Here is a 19,057-nt window from a genome sequence, read left to right as displayed (position 1 = left end):
ATATTTTCTTATTTGGTGAATGAAAAGTGAGCTATTGATGTTAATAGTTAGCTTTTTTGAATATCAAAACCGACATATCACTTTAAATTTAACTTAAGTTGAACGCCCATAAGTGATATTACCCTGCGTAACTATCGAGGGCGGTATTAGTAATATGCCCTTATTTATATTTTTTTTAATTCACTCTCATCCATCTGCACCAACATGATCCCAGCACGTAACCCCAACGCAACCCCAGGATTCGGGAACAAGATCCATTCGTATTCATGTTCAACGCAATAATGTTCATTAAGTTGCTCTGCCAGCAATGTCCCTTGCGTATAGCGAGTGAAATTCACTGTGTCATCCGCCACCCACAGTTTAAAATCTGCATGCTGCTTAAACAGTGATTTCACCACGCGGTAGAATATTATTGCCCCGCTAGAACGCCCCGGCAGCTGTCTACCACCGGCTAATGCGCGCAAACCAGTGATGATAGAACTAAATTGTTCGAGTTGATTCTCCCCAAAGGGCAGCGCTTTACCTAATTCCAGAGTGCAACTTGCCGCCTGACAAAATTCACTACTAAAGTGGGCGAAAGTCCCCCCTGCGGCGGAGTGCATGACTAATGCCTCTAGCTCACTATCTTTTAACCAGCGCAACATGGTCGCTGAATACGGCGTGGTTTGATAAGGTAATAAACCAAATCGAGTATGATAAGAACCGCGAATCGCCGTGTGTAAATCATAATGTAGCCGTGTGGATTGTAAGTCGGCGGCAAAAAACTCGCCCACCCTTTGTTCAAGAGTTTCAGCCCGTCTAGCCTCATCAATAGGTGAGTAATTTTGATGACGCCCACCGAACATGCGATTGATATCGGCAGTGAGATAGCGTTTTCCGGCCCTGATAGCCGGTGGATTGCCTAATATGACCAACAAACGTATTGCCAAAGGCAATTTGCCTGCTAATAGATCTGATACCAATTGGTTTAGAATCTCAATCGGAGCCGTTTCATTTCCATGAATACCTGCCGATAACACCACTGACTGTGAATAACTGCCGTGGGGTATCAGCATCAACACCCCCTCATCCAGCCAGTGCCATTTAAGATTGGGAGTTTCACCGCCGGTAACCTGTGGTGGATTTCCCGAGAGTGTGGCAGACAAAAAATCTAGCATCATCGCTCCTTCCATTGACTTATAGTTTCTTATGGTGCACGCCGCTGGATGACTGGTTTGTTGGTTAATGACCTTGTTTTTATTAATGATTCTGGAACGGATATATTGAGCCAAGGTTAAGTATTTTCGTCAATTCGTCCAATGCTTGTCGCCCTTCTTGCAATAACTGCGGGTCTGCTAAATCCTTAAATTGCAAACGATCGCGATAATGTTTATCGACCCAATTATTCAGCGCTACAAACAAGGCTGGAGTCATCATCACTCGGCTATTCACCGCCGCCAACTCTGTTTCATTTAGCGCGACACGCAAGCGCAAACAGGCCGGCCCACCGCCATTGTGCATACTTTCGCGCAGGTCAAAAACTCTAACTTCATCAATTGGGCCGCCGCTATTTATCAGTTCAGATAGATATCCCCACACCGCTGGGTTTTCTTGTGATTCTTGTGGGATTACCAGCAGCATCTTCCCATTAAGTTTATTCAATAATTGGCTGTTAAATAGATAGGTCGATACCGCTTGTCCGACAGAAACTTGCGCAGCAGGTACTTCAATGGTGACTAGCTGTTGCTCAATTCGCGCCATCTTGCGGCGCAAACTATCCATTATCTGAATATCGGGCACGAATGCGTATTGGTGATGGAATAACACGTTTTGATTACTGACCGCGATAACATCGTTGTGGAATACTCCTTGATCGATAACCGCTGGATTTTGCTGAATAAAAACAGCCTGGTCAGGATCTAACAGATGTAATCGCGCCACGGCCTCGCTGGCCTCCAATGTTTGCCGGGCAGGATATCGGCTAGGTGCTATTCCGCTCTCAAGCCCTTGACGACCATAAACAAAGACCTGGATCGCGGGGTGGTCATATTCGCCCCCCAGACGGTTATGGTTTGCCGCGCCCTCATCGCCAAATAACTCAACCGAAGGCAAAGCATCGTGATGCACAAAATGACGATGGTTATTGAAAATACTTTTTAATATTGCTGACGTTGTATTGGCCTCAATGGCCCGATGAAATTTATTATTCAAGTTTGCAACAGTAAAATGAACCCGGCCATCAGCACTGTCAGCGGAGGGCGAGACTGTCGCTGCATTCGCCGTCCACATGGATGATGCTGAACTCACCGCCGACAACAGCCGTGGAGATTTGCGCGCCACCTCACTCAAGACTTGTTCATCTGAACCACTGAACCCCAGTTGGCGTAAAAAACCTAGCGCGGGGCGCTCCTGCGGTGGCAATATGCCCTGCTTGTACCCTAAATCAGCCAGCGTTTTCATTTTCAGCAAACCTTGTTTTGCCGCTAGCTTCGGGTTGGAGAGTGCATTTTGATGTTTGGCAGAGGCTTCATTGCCAAAAGACAATCCCGCATAGTGATGGGTCAGTCCAACCAATCCATCGAAGTTCACTTCATATCCTGCCATCGTATTCTCCGCTCGCGCCTATGTTCTCATTATGTCGTAGGGCTAATCAGGTAAATCGAAAGAAATCCCCGGCGACAAGGTAGCTGGCAGCGTCAAGCTTTCACTTTCGAGTGACGCCATCGGCCAGGCACAGTAATCAGCGGCGTAAAATGCACTTGGTCGATGATTCCCTGAAGCCCCGATCCCACCAAAGGGAGCTGCGCTAGAGGCTCCCGTCAACGGTTTATTCCAGTTAACAATACCCGCACGCGCCTCCAAGAGCAGTTGATCGAACTGTTCTCTGTCCTCTGAAACCAAACCAATGGCTAAACCGAATCGGGTTTGATTCGCTATTTTTAGTGCCTCACTAAAATCGGTATAGCGAATCACACTCACCAGCGGGCCAAAATATTCTTCATCAGGGGCCTCACTGAGGCCGGTGATATCAATAATACCCGGTGTTAAAACGGTGCTTTGGCTATCGGGGCGAGTCATGGTCAATAAGGATTGCCCCCCTAATGCCAGCAGATGTTGTTGAGCTACCAGCATTTTTTCAGCCGCCTGAGCGGAAATCACCGCCCCCATAAAAGGAGCCGGTTGACTATCCCAGCGCCCGATACGCAGCGCTTTAGCTACCGCCACAAAACGCTGTAAAAATGCATCACCTTGCTCACCGCGTTTAACTAACAGGCGGCGCGAGCAGGTACAGCGCTGACCGGCGGAGATAAACGCAGACTGAATCGCGAGGTTGACTGCCGCATCACAGTCTTTCACTTGCTCGATGATCAGCGCATTATTTCCGCCCATCTCCAGCGCCAAAATTTTCTCTGGCTGACCGGCCAGTTTTTGATGCAAGTGGTAACCGGTATTGGCGCTGCCGGTAAACAGCAAGCCATCAATATCAGGTTGAGCCGCCAGTGCTTCGCCGGTTTCTCGCCCGCCCTGCACTAAATTGAGCACGCCATCAGGAATACCTGCCGATTGCCATAATTTGACGGTTTCTTCTGCTGTCACCGGGGTCAGTTCACTGGGTTTAAACACCACCGTGTTGCCCGCTAACAATGCAGGGACAATATGCCCATTCGGTAAATGTCCGGGGAAGTTATAAGGGCCAAATACTGCCAACACGCCATGCGGCCGGTGCCGTAGCACTGAAACGCCATCCGCCATCGGGGTTTGGCTGCTGCCGGTGCGGGTTTGATAGGCTTGCAATGAAATGGCCACTTTGCCCACCATGGCCTGCACTTCTGTCAGAGTTTCCCAGTGTGGTTTACTGGTTTCCAGGCTAATGGTGCGCGCCAATGGCTGTTTATGTTGTTCAAGTAATGCGGCAAAACGTTGAACAATGGCCACCCGCTGTTCCAGTGGCGTCCGTGCCCAAGCGGGGAAAGCATCGCGCGCCGCACTACAGGCGGCGGCAACATCTGTGCTGTCAGCGGCACGCGCTTGCCATAATAATTGCTGATCCATAGGGTCATGTTTGTCGAAATGAGCACCTTTGCCAGTGCGCCATTGCCCCTGAATAAACAGTGCTGGATGGGTCATTTTCTTGTCTCCGGTGCAAAAAGGCTAATTATCCGAACCGAATCACCGGCGATGACCCCCAGTGCGGCTGCATTTTCAGTGGTTAAATGCAGCAATTCGTCTGATAGATGAGTGTGAATCAATATTGCGCGGAAATATTGGTAACTGTCATTGGTCACTAAATAGGCGGTGCCAGTTGGGTCAATATCGCTATCATCGATAACGACTTTTCGTTGGCTGCTATCACGCACCGCCCGAACTTCATCAATACTGGCTTCCAATGTCGGGCCACCATCAAAGATATCGACATACCCTTGATATTGCAGGCCTTCAGTCTCCAGAACCGCCCGCGCAGGTGCAGTGTGGGGGTGAACCTGACCTATCACCGCACGGGCTTCCTCGGCCAGGAAATCCACATACAACGGGTGTTTTGGCATCAATTCAGCAATAAATGCTTTTTGCCCCGTCCCACTCAAATAATCCGCTTTAGCGAATTCGATAGCGAAAAAGTGGCGGCCAACGTTTTCCCAAAATGGCGAACGCCCCTGCTCATCGGTGTAACCGCGCATCTCGGCGATCACTTTGCGGGAGAAAAACTGACGAAATGCGGCAATAAACAGAAAGCGGACTTTTGATAAGAAAGGGCCGTTTTTATCCTTACGATATTCAGGATCAAGAAACAGAGTGCAGAGTTCGCTGTAGCCAGTGTGGTCATTGCTCAAGAATAGGGTCGGGACTGATTTGTACACATTGAGCGTTTTGGAGGCGTGAACCAGAGTCCCCACGCGGAAGTTATACCAAGGGTCATTCATTCCCACGGCCACTTCAATGGCGCTGACCCCTACGACTTTATCCCGCTCAGTATCTTCCAACACAAACAGATAACCCTGTTCACCTACCGCCAAAGAACCTTGCCAGGTATTCAATGCACGCTCGATTCTCGCTTCGAGATGCTGCTCATTTTGCGGCAGTGAGGTCATGCCAACGCCGGTTTTTCCAGCCAACTCAAAAATATCGGCTAAATCACGGCGCTCTACCGGGCGAACTCTCATCATATTCAAGGTCCTTGCTGACTGCCGAAGTGTTACGGCTTATGTGTTACGGCTTAGCCTTACGACAAACCTGCTCAATACCCAGAGCAAGTCGGGCTAACCCCTCTTTAATATCCTGTCGTGAAATAATCAGTGACGGCGCAAAGCGCACCACATCAGGGCCAGCAATCAAGGCGATTAGCCCATGTTGAGCGGCGGCCTGAATGATGTCTTTAGACTTACCGGCGTAATCACTGTTGAGTACGCAGCCAATCAATAAACCGCGCCCACGGATTTCGGCGAAAACCTTGTGGCGAGCATTAATCTCTGCCAACCCCTCTAAAAACCACTGATGCCTTTCTTTCACACCCGCCAGTACCTCAGGAGTATTGATGAGGGATAAAACAGTTCCCGCAACCGCACACGCCAACGGGTTACCGCCGTAAGTTGTCCCGTGGCTCCCCACATTCAGGGCACTGGCATATTTTGTGGTGGTCAACATCGCCGCAATGGGGAACCCACCGCCGAGGGCTTTAGCGCTGGTCAGGACATCAGGCGTGACGCCATAATGCATATAGGCATACAGCTCGCCGGTGCGGCCCACCCCGGTTTGTACTTCATCAAAAATCAGTAAGGCATTATGGCGATCGCACAATGCCCGCAGGCCATGTAGAAACTCGGTTTCTGCGGGTAACACACCGCCCTCACCCTGAATCGGTTCGACAATCACCGCACAGGTTTGGTCATTGATTAGCGCCTCAGCAGAGGCCAGATCATTGAAAATACCGTGGCTAATTCCACCCGGTAACGGAGCAAAATCCTGTGAGTATTTCGGCTGCCCGCCCGCCGAGACAGTAAAGAGTGTCCGGCCATGAAACGCGTTTCTAAAGGCGACAATCTGATTCTTTTCACCCTGTTGCCCCGGTTTATTGGCAAAATTATCCAATGCATATTTGCGTGCCAGTTTCAGCGCCGCTTCATTGGCTTCAGCCCCTGAGTTACAAAAAAACACTTTCTCGGCGAAGGTGGCATCAATCAATTGCTTCGCCAGACGCAGTACCGGCTCATTGGTATAGCCATTGCCCAAATGCCATACTTTGTCTGCTTGCTCAATCAATGCAGCTTTCACGGCTGGATGCCCATGCCCCAAGGCATTGACAGCAATACCCCCGGCAAAATCGATATAAGATTTACCCTGCTGATCCCACAACAATGCCCCTTCACCACGTACCACAATAAAATCTGCCGGAGCATAGGTCGGGACTATCCATTCATCAAAAGACTGTCGGGTAACCGGGATTGGCTGTTCCATAGAGACCTCTTTAATCAGCGTAAATAAGGATGAGAAACTTGTCGTGAGGAACCACTTTGCCACCCAACAAAATCTCTTATTCTGGAAATAATGAAGAATGAAATATATTCACCTGACATAAAGTGTAGAGCAGCTTTCGTGCCACACCGACCACAATGTGAATAAAATGTTTAATTCCCATTAAAACAAATATTTAAAATGCATAATTATGCAAATAGCCAGCATTCATACTGTATTAATCGGCTAAATTGGCCTATCCCGTGGGTTTCACTCGAAATTATATGCATTCAATGCCAATTTTGATTTTTGCTCTGTCAGATCACACTTTGGCAACATAAAATCAACAATAGATATTCTTAGCGCCCTATAAATGAGCATTGAGCGCATCAATTAAGTGCATTTCTACTGTTGAATAAGTGGGTAAGAAGTGTGGGATTAAGCCGTTTATGCATAACACGTTTACTTATCACAATAGCGAAAGTAAAAATAAAGCGGTCATTTCAGCAGAAGAAAATGTGGCTATGGCTCCATTTTCTGGAGCCGCCTGTCTGATTGTATTGAGAAGCCTTGATTGTATTGAAAAGCAGAGTATTGAGGAAAGGTGGCCGGGCTAACGCGAGCGGCTATCATCACCACAGGTCAGTTGAATTATCAACATAGCCAAAATGCGAATGGCCTTTTCACTTTGTTCCGACCAGGCAAATGAAGCATTCAAACGAAAACAGTGATCAAATTGCTGGCCGGTGGTGAACATTCTCCCCGGTGCAATACTGACCCCCTGCGCCAGTGCTCGCTGGTATAATTCACTGGCATTGAAAGGCGGTTCCAGTTCCAACCATAAGAAATATCCCCCTGCGGGGTGACTGATTTTAACATTCTTGGGAAAGTGCTCCACCACTGCCTGGCGCAGTGCATTGAGCCGCTGTTCCATGATGCGGCGCAAACGGCGCAGGTGAGTATCGTACCCCCCTTGGCTGAGATAATCGGCAATGGCTAACTGGGTCGGAACACTGGCGGAAACCGTACTCATCAATTGCAAATGTTGCACCCGCTGCGCGTGTTCACCTGCCGCGACCCAGCCGACGCGAAACCCCGGAGCCAAACATTTAGAAAAAGAGGAGCAATGCAAAATTTGCCGGTGTTGATCGAGGGCTTTGGCCGGCAACGGGCGCTCAGCGCCGAAATACAATTCGCCATAAACATCATCTTCAATCAGCGAGATATTATTTTGTTGCAGCAAACCCACCAGCCGTTTTTTCTGTGGCCAAGACATAGTGCAACCTAGCGGATTCTGGAAATGCGTCATTAACCAACAAGCTTTGATGGGGTACTGACTGATGACCTGCTCAAGCGCATCGAGATCCATCCCCTGCTGCGGGTGTGTGGTAATGGCGATGGCTTTTAAGCGCAAGCGTTCAATGGCCTGCAATGCACCATAAAATGCTGGCGACTCAATCACTACCCAATCTCCGGGTTGCGTAACCGCCTGTAAACTCAGGCTAAGCGACTCCATCGCACCGGCGGTAATCACAATTTCCTCCGGTGAAACATTCATCCCACTAGCGGCATAACGCTGAGCAATATTGCGCCGTAAACTTTCATTGCCCGGCGGTAAGTTAGTCATTGAGCTTTGTGGTGATATTTTGCGCGCGACACTGGCTAGCGCACGTGACAAGCGGGGTTGCAGCAATAAACTGGGGTCAGGAAATGCAGAACCCAAAGGTATTATGGCGGGATCTTTCCCCGCCTGTAGCACATCAAAAATAAAGGTATTAATGTCTACCTGCTCATCCAGATGCAGTTTTTTGCCGCGCTGTGGCTGAGGCAATTGGGTCGGGCGCGAAGCAACATAATATCCTGATTGCGGGCGCGCCACGATCCAGCCCTGACTTTCCAGTAACTGATAAGACTGCACCACGGTCATTAAGCTTAACCCCGATTGCTTACAACTTTCTCGCAATGAAGGCAGTTTGTCGCCCGCTTGCCAGACCTTGGATTGTATTTGCGCCCGAATTTGTTGCGCTAACTGTTCATATCGCGTCATAGACCAACTGTTATAGGTAAGATTTAATTAATTGTCACTATTATAGCCACTTTAACTTATGGTTAACTAACTGCCAAGTTTACACCCGAAATAATCGCCCGTTGCAGCTCTCCCGAATAATCAATATGGCGCGATTTATTTTCTAGATTGATGAGGCAGTACCATGTTTACAGCGAGGTCGCTATGTTTGGCTTAACCGCTCTCGAGTTGGCCAGGATCCAATTCGCTTTCACCATTTCGTTCCATATCATCTTCCCAGCGATCACTATTGGGCTGGCCAGCTTTCTGGCGGTGCTCGAAGGTTTATGGCTAAAAACCAAAAATGAGGATTACCGCGATCTTTACCATTTCTGGTCAAAAATCTTTGCCGTCAACTTTGGTATGGGGGTCGTCTCTGGTCTGGTGATGGCCTACCAGTTTGGCACTAACTGGAGCTTTTTCTCTGAATTTGCAGGCAGCATCACCGGCCCGCTGCTGACTTATGAAGTCCTGACAGCCTTCTTCCTCGAAGCCGGTTTTCTTGGTGTGATGTTGTTTGGCTGGCATCGTGTTGGCCCCGGTTTGCATTTCTTTGCCACCTGCATGGTGGCATTGGGCACCCTCATGTCGACCTTCTGGATATTGGCTTCCAATAGCTGGATGCAAACGCCCCAAGGCTTTGAAGTGATTAATGGGCAAGTGGTGCCGGTTGACTGGCTAAAAGTGATATTCAACCCCTCTTTCCCCTACCGCTTGCTGCACATGTCGACCGCCGCTTTTCTGGCCTCAGCATTCTTTGTCGGTGCTTCTGCCGCCTGGCATTTACTGCGCAAACGCGATACCCCCGCGATGCGAAAAATGCTGTCGATGGCAATGTGGATGGCCTTGATTATCGCCCCACTGCAAGCCGTTATTGGTGATGCCCATGGCCTAAATACACTGGAATATCAACCGGCTAAAATTGCAGCCATTGAGGGGCACTGGGAAAATAAACCCGGTGAACCTACGCCGCTTATCCTGTTTGGCTGGCCGGACATGAAGCAAGAGAAAACCCATTTCGCGCTGAAAATCCCCTATTTAGGGAGTCTTATTCTGACTCACAGCTTGGAAAAACAGATCCCAGCGCTGAAATCTTTCCCACCGGAAGATCGCCCGAACTCAACCATTGTTTTTTGGTCTTTCCGCATTATGGTCGGGTTAGGCATGTTAATGATTTTGGCCGGTTTTTGGAGTTTGTGGCTCCGTTGGCGTGGTGGTCTGTATCAGTCACGCCCCTTCCTTTATTTTGTATTGTGGATGGGGCCATCGGGGTTGATTGCTATTCTGGCGGGCTGGTTTACCACCGAAGTGGGCCGCCAGCCGTGGATTGTCTATGGTTTACAGCGCACCAGTGATGCAGTTTCATCCCATGGTGAGATACATATGAGCATCAGCTTGCTGATATTTATCCTGGTGTATGGCTCAGTCTTTGGTGTCGGTTACGCCTATATGATGCGGCTCATCCGCAAAGGACCAAAAGCGCATGAAGGTCATCAACAAGATAAAGGTGGCCCCGGTCAACACGCCACGCCAGCTCGCCCTCTGTCAGCAATTCGTGAACCGCTTAATGCTGATGGCGATTTATTGACGTCCGACAATAACCCAAAGAGGAGCTCATGATGGGCATTGATCTTCCACTGATTTGGTTTGTCATTATTGTCTTTAGCACCATGATGTACGTGGTGATGGATGGCTTTGATTTAGGGATTGGCATTCTGTTCCCGCTGGTTAAAAACAGCCGGGATCGGGACTTAATGATGAACAGCGTCGCCCCAGTCTGGGATGGCAACGAAACCTGGCTGGTGCTGGGTGGCGCGGCGCTACTGGGGGCTTTCCCACTGGCTTACGCGGTTATTCTTGATGCTCTGGCTATTCCGCTGACTTTAATGCTGCTGGGGCTCATTTTCCGTGGTGTTGCATTTGAGTTTCGTTTTAAAGCCAGCCAGGAAAAACAGCATATCTGGGATAAAGCCTTTATTGGCGGCTCGCTGATTGCCACTTTCACTCAGGGCATGGTAGTCGGGGCATTTATTCACGGCTTCCCAGTCACCGGGCGCAGCTACAGTGGCGGGCCATTTGATTGGTTTACCCCTTTTGCACTGTTCTGCGGCTTGGGTCTGGTCATTGCGTATGCTCTACTTGGCTGTACCTGGCTCATCATGAAAACCGACGGTCATGTGCAGCAAGTAATGCAAAAACTGGCAAGGCCACTGACATTGATGATGCTACTCATTATTATCATTATCAGCGTGTGGACACCCCTGAGCCACCCACAAATTGCGGCGCGTTGGTTCAGCTTACCTAATCTTTTCTGGTTCCTGCCCGTCCCATTATTGGTGCTATTGGCAAGCGGGTCTTTACTGCGCGCCGTCAAACATGGCGGGCATTATGCCCCATTCCTGCTGACTTTGTTGTTAGTGTTTTTGGGCTACAGCGGATTAGGTATCAGCATTTGGCCTTATCTTATTCCGCCATCAATTACCTTATGGCAAGCAGCCGCCCCACCACAGAGCTTGGGATTCATGCTGGTCGGCGCACTGTTTATTATCCCAATCATTCTGGTTTATACCTTCTGGAGCTACTATGTGTTCAGGGGAAAAATCAATCACGAACAGGGTTATCACTGAATGATGAAATCACAATCATCTTCCCAACCACTTGAGCCAGTAAAATCCCCGTGGTGGAAGAGAGTCGGTTGGATGCTACTGATCTGGTGCGGCAGTGTGCTGGCTTTATTGGCAGTTTCCATGCTGTTCCGTATGATGATGACAGCCGCCGGTATGAAATCCCACTAACACTAATATTGCGGGATTAAACACGGCAAGGCTGCCACGCTTATAGGTTAAAGGAATGCCACTTTATGAAACGTTACCTAATTCCATTAGTTAATCAGATTGCCTTACTGATGATACTACTGGGCATGTTGGGGTTGGCGGGTATGACAATTTCGTCATGGATGGCTCAAAGCATTCAAGGTAATGCGCATGCAATCAATAAAGCAGGTTCCCTGCGCATGCAAAGTTATCGGCTGCTTTCCATGGTGCCGCTAGATAAGGGGGATTTACCCTATCTGGCGGCACTGGAGCAAGATAAAACCAGCAGTGATTTACAGCTTTCACTCCAACGGGAGGGCTTAACTAGCCAATACCAGCAAATTGAACGTTACTGGCAAACGACCTTAAAACCACAACTGCTACGAGCTAAGCAGCCCGATGATGTCGCTACCAGTGTGGCCGATTTTGTCCACCAACTGGATGCATTGGTACTCGCTATCGACCATAAAACCGAGCAGCGCCTATTGCTGGTGACTATGATTCAGTTGGTTTTCATTGTGCTGACTCTGGGGCTGATGATCGCCACTATTTATTATCTCCGCCGCCGTTTATTGCGCCCATGGCTGCAATTGATCTCGATGGCGAACGCAATTGGCCGCGGTGATTTCAGCAAGCGCTTCACTCAACCCTATCAGCGAGACGAAATGGGGATGCTGGGAACCGCATTAAACCGCATGTCGCAGGAGCTTTCATTAATTTATAGTGATTTGGAGCAACGTGTCGTCCAGAAAACGGCTGATTTACAACAGAAAAACCAAGTATTGGCTTTCCTTTATCATAGCAGTCGCCAGTTGCATACCCATCAGCCACTCAGTGAACGTTTGGTGCCAGTGATTGAGCAATTGCAAACCCTGACACCGCTGGAGAATGTACAAATTTGTCTGTATGAAAATCACCTTTACCGCTCACAACTGACTGATGCTTTGGATGGTGAATATTTGCCGCCGCAAAATCGCCCGACTCAGTTAACTATTAGCGGTTCATCTATTGTTGCGGATCGTGCGGCATCACGGGAATCTCTTAGTTGGAGTTTGTCCGATAAGTTGGGTCAATATGGCTTATTACTGGCAAAGCTTCCTTCAGAGAACCCGCTCAATTCAGATCAGCAACAATTAGTGAATATGTTAGTTGAGCAATTGACCAGCACATTGGCACTGGAAAGTCAGGCCAGACACCAGCAGCAATTACTGCTTATGGAAGAGCGTTCCGCCATTGCCCGCGAACTGCATGACTCCATCGCTCAGTCACTTTCCTGTTTGAAAATACAAATTAGCTGTTTGCAAATTCAGGTTCCGGACTTGCCAGAACCCAGTAAGTTATTGATTAAGCAAATGCGCGATGAACTTAATACTGCCTACCGCCAACTACGTGAGTTGCTGACCACCTTCCGTTTGAAACTCAATGCCGCGACATTACAGGCCGCACTTCAAACATTGGTCAATGAATTCAGCGAGCGCGCCAACTTGCCTATTACACTCGATTTCAACTTACCGCCAGATGCAGTTCCTAACCATCAAGCCATTCATATGGTCAATATCGCGCGGGAAGCACTGAATAATATTTATAAGCATGCCCGCGCCAGTGAGGCCGCAGTCAACGTCATGGTCGAGCAAGGTGATATCGTCATGTCAATCATCGACAATGGCCGTGGGATTGGTCAAGCCAGTAAGCGGCCAAATCATTACGGCCTGATGATTATGCATGATAGAGCCGCCAGCCTGAATGGGCATTGTGATATTCGCCAACGGGAATCAGGTGGGACAGAGGTACGGGTGCAATTTACCCCGGACAATGATGATCTTGACTGACGATTTTGTCAGAATCATCAGACCATTTTACTGATAAGCTAAATTTCGTAATCAAGCACCACTTCATCTACTGCTTCCGCCAACACTTTCTCTTTAATGTCATGTAGGGAAAGTGTTGGATTGCAGAGTTGGATAAAGAACCAGATAAAGTTACGTTGTAACTGCCCCCGTTTTAACCCCAACCATACTGTATTGGCATCAAACAGATGCTCAGCATTGAGCCGTACCAGACCTTTGTCGCGATGTGCTTCATAAGACATATCCGCCAAAATACCTACGCCCATGCCCAGTTCGACATAGGTTTTAATGACATCAGAATCTTGTGCGCTGAGGGCAATATCGGGGGTTAATCCTGCATTTTTAAAAGCATTATCCAGACGGGAACGGCCAGTTATTCCTTGCCGGTAAGTAATTAATGGCAAGGTACTCAAGGTTTCCAGAGTAATGTTCGATTCTTGTGTTAATGGGTGATTTTCTGGCACCACAATCGCGTGGTGCCAGCGATAATAAGGAAATGCTGCGACAGATTCATCACTCATCAATAATTCAGTGGCAATGCCGATATCGGCCTCGCCGGATCGCAACATCGCGGTAATTTCTTGCGGATTTCCTTGGCTAATCACCAACTTGACCTGCGGATACAACAAGCGAAACTCTTTAATCACTCGCGGTAAGCTATAACGTGCTTGAGTATGTGTAGTCGCTATATGTAGCTGCCCACTATCATTATTGCTAAATACATCTGCCAGACGGCGGATTTGATTAGCATCATTTAACATGCGCTCCGCGACGGTCAGTAACTCTTTGCCCGGCTCAGTCATCCCCAATAGCCGCTTTCCTCGTCGGATGAATATCTCAATGCCTAATTCTTCTTCCAACTCGCGGATATGCCGGCTGACACCGGACTGCGAAGTAAATAGTGTGTTTGCCACTTCGGTCAGATTGTAATTGCAACGGGCTGATTCCCGAATAATTTTAAGCTGTTGGAAATTCATACTAAGCCCCTTTCATTTCATTCTGTTTGATATACCCAAAGAACCCGGCGTTACAGATAGGCGGTGAGTGAAGGTCACCAATAATGCTGCGGCGGCTTCACGTCCGAGGGGTAGCAATAGATTTACGGGGGATATGGGTGACAAACAAATACAAAAAAACCGTTGCTTATGTTTTTTTGTACTAAGCAAAGTGAATGGCATTCCTAAAAAGGTGTCTTTAGACGTGAAATTGAGAAATAGCCTTATTTTTCAAAAAATAAAAATTTATAGAACATGGCAAATTTGACTCAGCCAAATGCTCAAAAACAAAATCGGCTATAATAAATAACTTTTTAATATAGCACCTTGCCCTGCTCCCGCCGCGATCAATGCCGCTTTTCGTGTTTCTTATATTGTTCTTATGCAACTTGTCTTTATAAAAATTACTTTCATGCAAATAATTATCATTAAGATTTATTAATGGTATAATTCATCTCTTATAAAACACCATAAAATCAGAAGGAAAGACTGTGACCCAAAAATCAACCACAGCAACCTCAGCCCCCCCTAAATATCGTCCAACTCCTCCGCGCTTGGTGCAGGTAAGAAAGGTGGCAGACACTTCCCCACATTTGCGTAGAATCACTTTCCACAGCCCAACATTGCATAACTACCCAGCTGATTGTGCTGGGGCGCATCTGAAAGTCTTCCTACCATTAGCCCATCAAACACAGCCGGAATTACCGGTTCTTGGCGAGAAAGGCCCACAATGGCCCGCAGCAGATGTGCGCCCCATTGTTCGAACCTATTCTGTTCGCGCCATCCGTCCTGAAACTTGTGAAATAGACATTGAATTCGCCATTCATGACCATAGCGGCCCAGCGGTAGATTTTGCTCGTCATGCCAAAGTGGGTGATTGGATAGGGATAACGAATCCTGGCGGGCCTGAAACCATGCTACCTGCGGCAACATACAGTTATCTGGTTGGAGATCCTTCTTCACTGCCCGCCATCGCCGCATTGTTGGAAACATTACCCGCCAATGCGCAAGGGCATGCCATTATTCGTGTCGATACTCCGCAAGATGTGCTTAATCTGGTGAAACCGGCGGGTGTTGAACTTAGTTGGATTATTGGCGGTACCGAGAAAACCGATGATGTTGTCACCCAATTCTGCGCACTGGATTTGCCGATGGAAGAAGCGACATTTTGGCTGGCCGGTGAAGACCGGATGGTGGTGCAGTTGCGCCGTTACCTGCGCCGTGAAAAAAGCTGTGACCGCCAGCAACTCTATGCCGTCCCTTATTGGCGTGAGGGTTTGAATGAAGAGGATTATCATCACAAACGCCATGAAGTGATGGACAATATTGACGACTAGATCTCATTAATATCTGTAGAATCAATGGACATTACTTTGTCGTGTCCATTTTACTGATTCTTTTTTGCCTTTTCCCGTTAAAACCTTGTAAATTTCCTGCGACAATTCCCTGTTATTTGTTAGTCTTAAAGCTACTTAGCCTGCAATACGGCACTTAATTATCGTTAAATGGCTCTAATGCCCATTTAGCGCAGTAAAGTTATTAGGAGCGTGCTCGAAATGAAGTCGCAAAATGATCCTGGCCGATCTAAATCTCGCCATCACGAATATTCCCTTCTCCTGCCTATTTTTGCGCTGGTTATCCTTAATATTTGGGGAGATACCAGCAATTTTGCTGCCATTATCGTGATCAACCTGATTGCACTGGTCGGTATTCTGAGTAGTGCTTTCAGTGTCGTTCGTCATGCTGACGTTCTGGCACACCGTTTGGGCGAACCTTATGGTTCATTGATCCTCAGCCTATCCGTGGTGGTGTTGGAGGTCAGTTTGATCTCGGCGATGATGGCAACAGGCGATGCTGCACCCGCATTGATGCGCGACACACTCTATTCCATCATCATGATTGTTGTCGGGGGGTTGGTCGGGGTGTCCTTGCTGCTCGGTGGGCGTAAATTTGCGACCCAACATGTCAATTTAGTCGGTATTAAACAGTATCTGATGGCTATCTTCCCGTTAGCTATCATTGTGTTGGTATTACCCAGCACTTTGCCAGATGGCAGTTTTAGTGTGGCACAATCACTGGTTGTCGCGGCAATTTCAGCGGCGATGTATGGTGTTTTCCTGCTGATTCAAACCAAAACCCACCAAAGTTTGTTTGTCTACGAACATGAAGATGATGGTGATGACCCTCACCACGGTAAACCGTCTTCTCACAGTAGCCTGTGGCACACAGTTTGGCTGTTAGTTCATTTAGTTGCGGTTATCGCGGTTACCAAATTTGATGCTAACCCATTGGAAGCGCTGTTGACCGAGTTAAACGCACCCGCGAAATTTACCGGTTTCCTGATTGCCTTACTTATCCTGTCACCGGAAGGGTTGGGAGCATTAAAAGCGGTGTTGGCGAATCAGGTTCAGCGAGCAATGAATCTGTTCTTTGGTTCGGTGCTGGCCACCATTTCACTGACCGTGCCGGCGGTAACTTTAATTGCCGTACTGACGGGGCAAGAGTTGAACTTTGGTCTGGAAGCGCCACATATCGTGGTCATGGTCAGTGTCTTGATTCTGTCGCAAATCTCATTCTCTACCGGTAGAACCAACGTGCTCAACGGCACCGCCCATCTGGCCTTGTTTGCCGCGTATATGATGACGATTATGTTGTAGCGACAATTCTTTGTCGATATCCCCGTAAGGGGATAAGCAAAGGGCAAGCGTTTGATGCGCTTGCCCTTTTTTATCAGCTCATCTACTCATAAACTTGAATTATGAATAAGCATTCAAAGTATGCTGACAGAGCGCAGAGCGGACACAGTCCTGCTTATCAAAGCGGATTATGCCAATCATTTCATCCTCAGCAAAACGCTCCAATGCATCGCTGAGACCTGATTTCACGCCACGCGGCAAGTCGCATTGGGTGATATCACCATTAACGATGACCGTGACATTTTCACCGAGACGGGTCAGAAACATCTTCATTTGGCTGGCGGTCACGTTTTGTGCCTCATCGAGGATCACCACCGCATTCTCAAAGGTACGCCCGCGCATATACGCGAAAGGCGCAATTTCAACTTTGCCGATTTCCGGCCGTAGACAATATTGCATGAAAGAAGATCCGAGGCGGCGCAGCAGAATGTCATACACCGGGCGGAAGTAAGGCGCGAATTTTTCAGAGATATCACCGGGCAGGAAGCCCAAATCCTCATCTGCCTGTAACACAGGTCGCGTCACAATTATCCGATCAACTTCTTTATGAATTAATGCTTCAGCGGCCTTGGCCGCGCTGATAAAGGTTTTACCACACCCTGCTTCACCGGTAGCGAAGATGAGTAGTTTACTTTCTATGGCTGATAAGTAATGACCTTGAGCTTCCGTACGCGCCTGAATAACGGAGGTATCACGGCTATCCCGCGCCATACCTATTGATTCAACACCGCCCATTTGCACTAACGATGTCACGTTTTCTTCCTCACGTTGGCGATGGCTACGTGAATCACGTCTAATAACACGTTTAGCTTCACGACGAGCTTTGATCACTGCTTTCTGTCTTCCCATAGTGGCACCTTTCAGTTTGATTCAACTACCGCCGAGCAAAAATTGCCCGCGCGATGATGTTTCACATTCAGATGAGGTTTTGGCTTCCTTTGCAGCCAATAATAGCCAATGAAAATGCGAATAAAGTTAGCCCCCCAGCCCAATAAGCCGGATGAAAACAATATCGCAAGGGAGTGATAACGTGATGTTGATACTGGAAACGAGGATGACGAAAATACTGGAATTTTAGAGTCGGAGAGTAAGCCCTCGTAACAACGAGTCGCTTGATTGAAACTTTGATTTTGTCTTAACAGCCCAATCATGGACTCTACCATTAGCGATCCCCGCAGTGATAAACAACAGCCTAAACTATAATCAGCTTAAACAATGCACCGTGTGAAAAATACCGCCAGATGATTACAGTATAATGACACTCGTAAAATTCGCGATAGCAAAATGTAAAAAAATATAACATTCCCATCTGCTCGTTTTTTACTCTAATTACTTTTTATATCACGCGATACTATTAACTCACTTTTAGTTCCCGGCATTAAACCGGCTTTGTTATTTCGCCCTTGCTTTTTTGTTTATTTTTTAAGCAAAGGCGATAATTAAAAATAACCTAACTAGACAATAAGATAGCGTTAATCTTAATTAATTTGGTGGTCATCAGCGGCTAATTCGTAAATCCTGTAAACGTGTTTTTTGCTTGCCTTCATTATCAAAGTTATCTCTCGCCAGCCAATCATTAAATGCTTGCTTAATGAGCGGCCATTCGCGGTCAGTGATGGCGTACCAATTGGTATCTCTATTACGCCCTTTGGTCACAATCGCCTGCCGAAATTGCCCCTCATACTGAAAACCAAATCTTATTGCAGCAGCATTTGAAGGCCCATTCAATGAATCACATTTCCACTCACAACGGCGATAACCTAATTTGTCGAATACATAATGTAAGAGTAAATAGATAGCTTCGGTACCGGCTGAATGACGTTTTAAGCGCGGTGACCAATTCACTGAACCAATCTCAATTACACCATTTTTTTCATCAATTCGCTGTAGGCCAACCGTCCCCAAAGCCACAGCAGATTGCGCCTCGACTACCGTATAGTGGAAAGCATCTTTAGCATTAATTAATGTTTGCAGATATTGCTGAAAATCCGCTTCACTTTCTGGCCGTTCACAATAAAAATAGGTCCAATCACTCGTATCGGCGGCCATGTGATAAGCCTGATACAAAGATATTTCATGTTTATCTGAGTCAACGGGAACCAAATGGCAAAAATTCCCCGGTAAATCGTCTGGTTGAGGTCGCAGTGCGGATTGCCAGTGCGGCAACTCTGCGCCAATAATTTGTCCGAAATGATTTTGATTCACTGTATGCTCC

Annotated in this window: 15 protein-coding genes and 1 pseudogene; 6 read left to right on the top strand and 10 right to left on the bottom strand. The window is 47.7% G+C overall.

Annotation, left to right across the window (positions count from 1 at the left end):
• Positions 1 to 164: 164 nt before the first annotated feature.
• The 6 genes from astE to OP863_RS08840 form a co-directional block, all read right to left on the bottom strand.
• Positions 165 to 1,157, bottom strand: coding sequence for a succinylglutamate desuccinylase (astE, locus tag OP863_RS08865; protein WP_145589550.1), 993 nt, complete (start codon positions 1,155 to 1,157; stop codon positions 165 to 167).
• A gap of 82 nt (positions 1,158 to 1,239) precedes the next feature.
• Positions 1,240 to 2,583, bottom strand: a complete 1,344-nt coding sequence (gene astB / locus OP863_RS08860; protein WP_265526140.1) for an N-succinylarginine dihydrolase — start codon at positions 2,581 to 2,583, stop codon at positions 1,240 to 1,242.
• A gap of 42 nt (positions 2,584 to 2,625) precedes the next feature.
• A complete protein-coding gene (astD, locus tag OP863_RS08855) occupies positions 2,626 to 4,107 on the bottom strand; it encodes a succinylglutamate-semialdehyde dehydrogenase (RefSeq protein ID WP_265526138.1) in 1,482 nt (493 codons plus the stop codon).
• On the bottom strand, positions 4,104 to 5,141 hold the full coding sequence (astA, locus tag OP863_RS08850) for an arginine N-succinyltransferase (RefSeq protein ID WP_038633511.1): 1,038 nt from the start codon (positions 5,139 to 5,141) through the stop codon (positions 4,104 to 4,106). The genes astD and astA overlap by 4 nt, the downstream gene beginning before the upstream one ends.
• Positions 5,142 to 5,184: 43 nt before the next feature.
• On the bottom strand, positions 5,185 to 6,429 hold the full coding sequence (locus OP863_RS08845; RefSeq protein ID WP_145589546.1) for an aspartate aminotransferase family protein: 1,245 nt from the start codon (positions 6,427 to 6,429) through the stop codon (positions 5,185 to 5,187).
• Positions 6,430 to 7,039: 610 nt separating this feature from the next.
• Positions 7,040 to 8,473 carry a PLP-dependent aminotransferase family protein gene (locus OP863_RS08840; RefSeq protein WP_145509705.1) on the bottom strand — a complete coding sequence of 478 codons (1,434 nt, stop codon included), beginning with the start codon at positions 8,471 to 8,473 and terminating at the stop codon, positions 7,040 to 7,042.
• A gap of 183 nt (positions 8,474 to 8,656) precedes the next feature.
• Here OP863_RS08840 and OP863_RS08835 point away from each other — a divergent pair, with 183 nt between their 5' ends.
• The 4 genes from OP863_RS08835 (at position 8,657) to narX (ending at position 13,133) form a co-directional block, all read left to right on the top strand.
• Positions 8,657 to 10,111 carry a cytochrome ubiquinol oxidase subunit I gene (locus OP863_RS08835; protein WP_265526136.1) on the top strand — a complete coding sequence of 485 codons (1,455 nt, stop codon included), beginning with the start codon at positions 8,657 to 8,659 and terminating at the stop codon, positions 10,109 to 10,111.
• The gene (gene cydB / locus OP863_RS08830; RefSeq protein ID WP_038633523.1) at positions 10,111 to 11,118 is read left to right on the top strand and encodes a cytochrome d ubiquinol oxidase subunit II; all 1,008 of its coding nucleotides are present in this window, start codon (positions 10,111 to 10,113) and stop codon (positions 11,116 to 11,118) included. The genes OP863_RS08835 and cydB overlap by 1 nt, the downstream gene beginning before the upstream one ends.
• Positions 11,119 to 11,286, top strand: coding sequence for a DUF2474 domain-containing protein (locus OP863_RS08825; protein WP_145589544.1), 168 nt, complete (start codon positions 11,119 to 11,121; stop codon positions 11,284 to 11,286).
• A 65-nt stretch (positions 11,287 to 11,351) separates the two neighbouring features.
• Positions 11,352 to 13,133 (top strand): nitrate/nitrite two-component system sensor histidine kinase NarX, encoded by a 1,782-nt coding sequence (gene narX / locus OP863_RS08820; protein WP_145591637.1) that lies wholly within the window; start codon positions 11,352 to 11,354, stop codon positions 13,131 to 13,133.
• A gap of 38 nt (positions 13,134 to 13,171) precedes the next feature.
• Here narX and cbl read toward each other — a convergent pair whose 3' ends face one another.
• Positions 13,172 to 14,128, bottom strand: coding sequence for an HTH-type transcriptional regulator Cbl (gene cbl, locus OP863_RS08815; RefSeq protein ID WP_145591636.1), 957 nt, complete (start codon positions 14,126 to 14,128; stop codon positions 13,172 to 13,174).
• Positions 14,129 to 14,637: 509 nt separating this feature from the next.
• Here cbl and OP863_RS08810 point away from each other — a divergent pair.
• Positions 14,638 to 15,483, top strand: a complete 846-nt coding sequence (locus tag OP863_RS08810; protein WP_145589542.1) for a siderophore-interacting protein — start codon at positions 14,638 to 14,640, stop codon at positions 15,481 to 15,483.
• Between the two features lie 219 nt (positions 15,484 to 15,702).
• Positions 15,703 to 16,803 carry a sodium-potassium/proton antiporter ChaA gene (gene chaA / locus OP863_RS08805; protein ID WP_038633532.1) on the top strand — a complete coding sequence of 367 codons (1,101 nt, stop codon included), beginning with the start codon at positions 15,703 to 15,705 and terminating at the stop codon, positions 16,801 to 16,803.
• Positions 16,804 to 16,902: 99 nt separating this feature from the next.
• Here chaA and phoH read toward each other — a convergent pair whose 3' ends face one another.
• The 3 genes and pseudogenes from phoH to OP863_RS08795 form a co-directional block, all read right to left on the bottom strand.
• Entirely contained in the window at positions 16,903 to 17,691 is a 789-nt protein-coding gene (phoH, locus tag OP863_RS08800) for a phosphate starvation-inducible protein PhoH (RefSeq protein WP_005169005.1), read from the bottom strand.
• 67 nt (positions 17,692 to 17,758) lie between these two features.
• Positions 17,759 to 18,005: pseudogene (locus OP863_RS19995) on the bottom strand (hypothetical protein).
• 334 nt (positions 18,006 to 18,339) lie between these two features.
• Positions 18,340 to 19,047 carry a GNAT family N-acetyltransferase gene (locus OP863_RS08795; protein ID WP_038633544.1) on the bottom strand — a complete coding sequence of 236 codons (708 nt, stop codon included), beginning with the start codon at positions 19,045 to 19,047 and terminating at the stop codon, positions 18,340 to 18,342.
• Positions 19,048 to 19,057: the final 10 nt, after the last annotated feature.

It is taken from the genome of Yersinia sp. SCPM-O-B-9106 (C-191), assembly GCF_026183365.1.
GTDB classification, from domain to species: domain Bacteria; phylum Pseudomonadota; class Gammaproteobacteria; order Enterobacterales; family Enterobacteriaceae; genus Yersinia; species Yersinia rochesterensis.
This window is presented reverse-complemented; position numbering and strand designations above follow the sequence as displayed.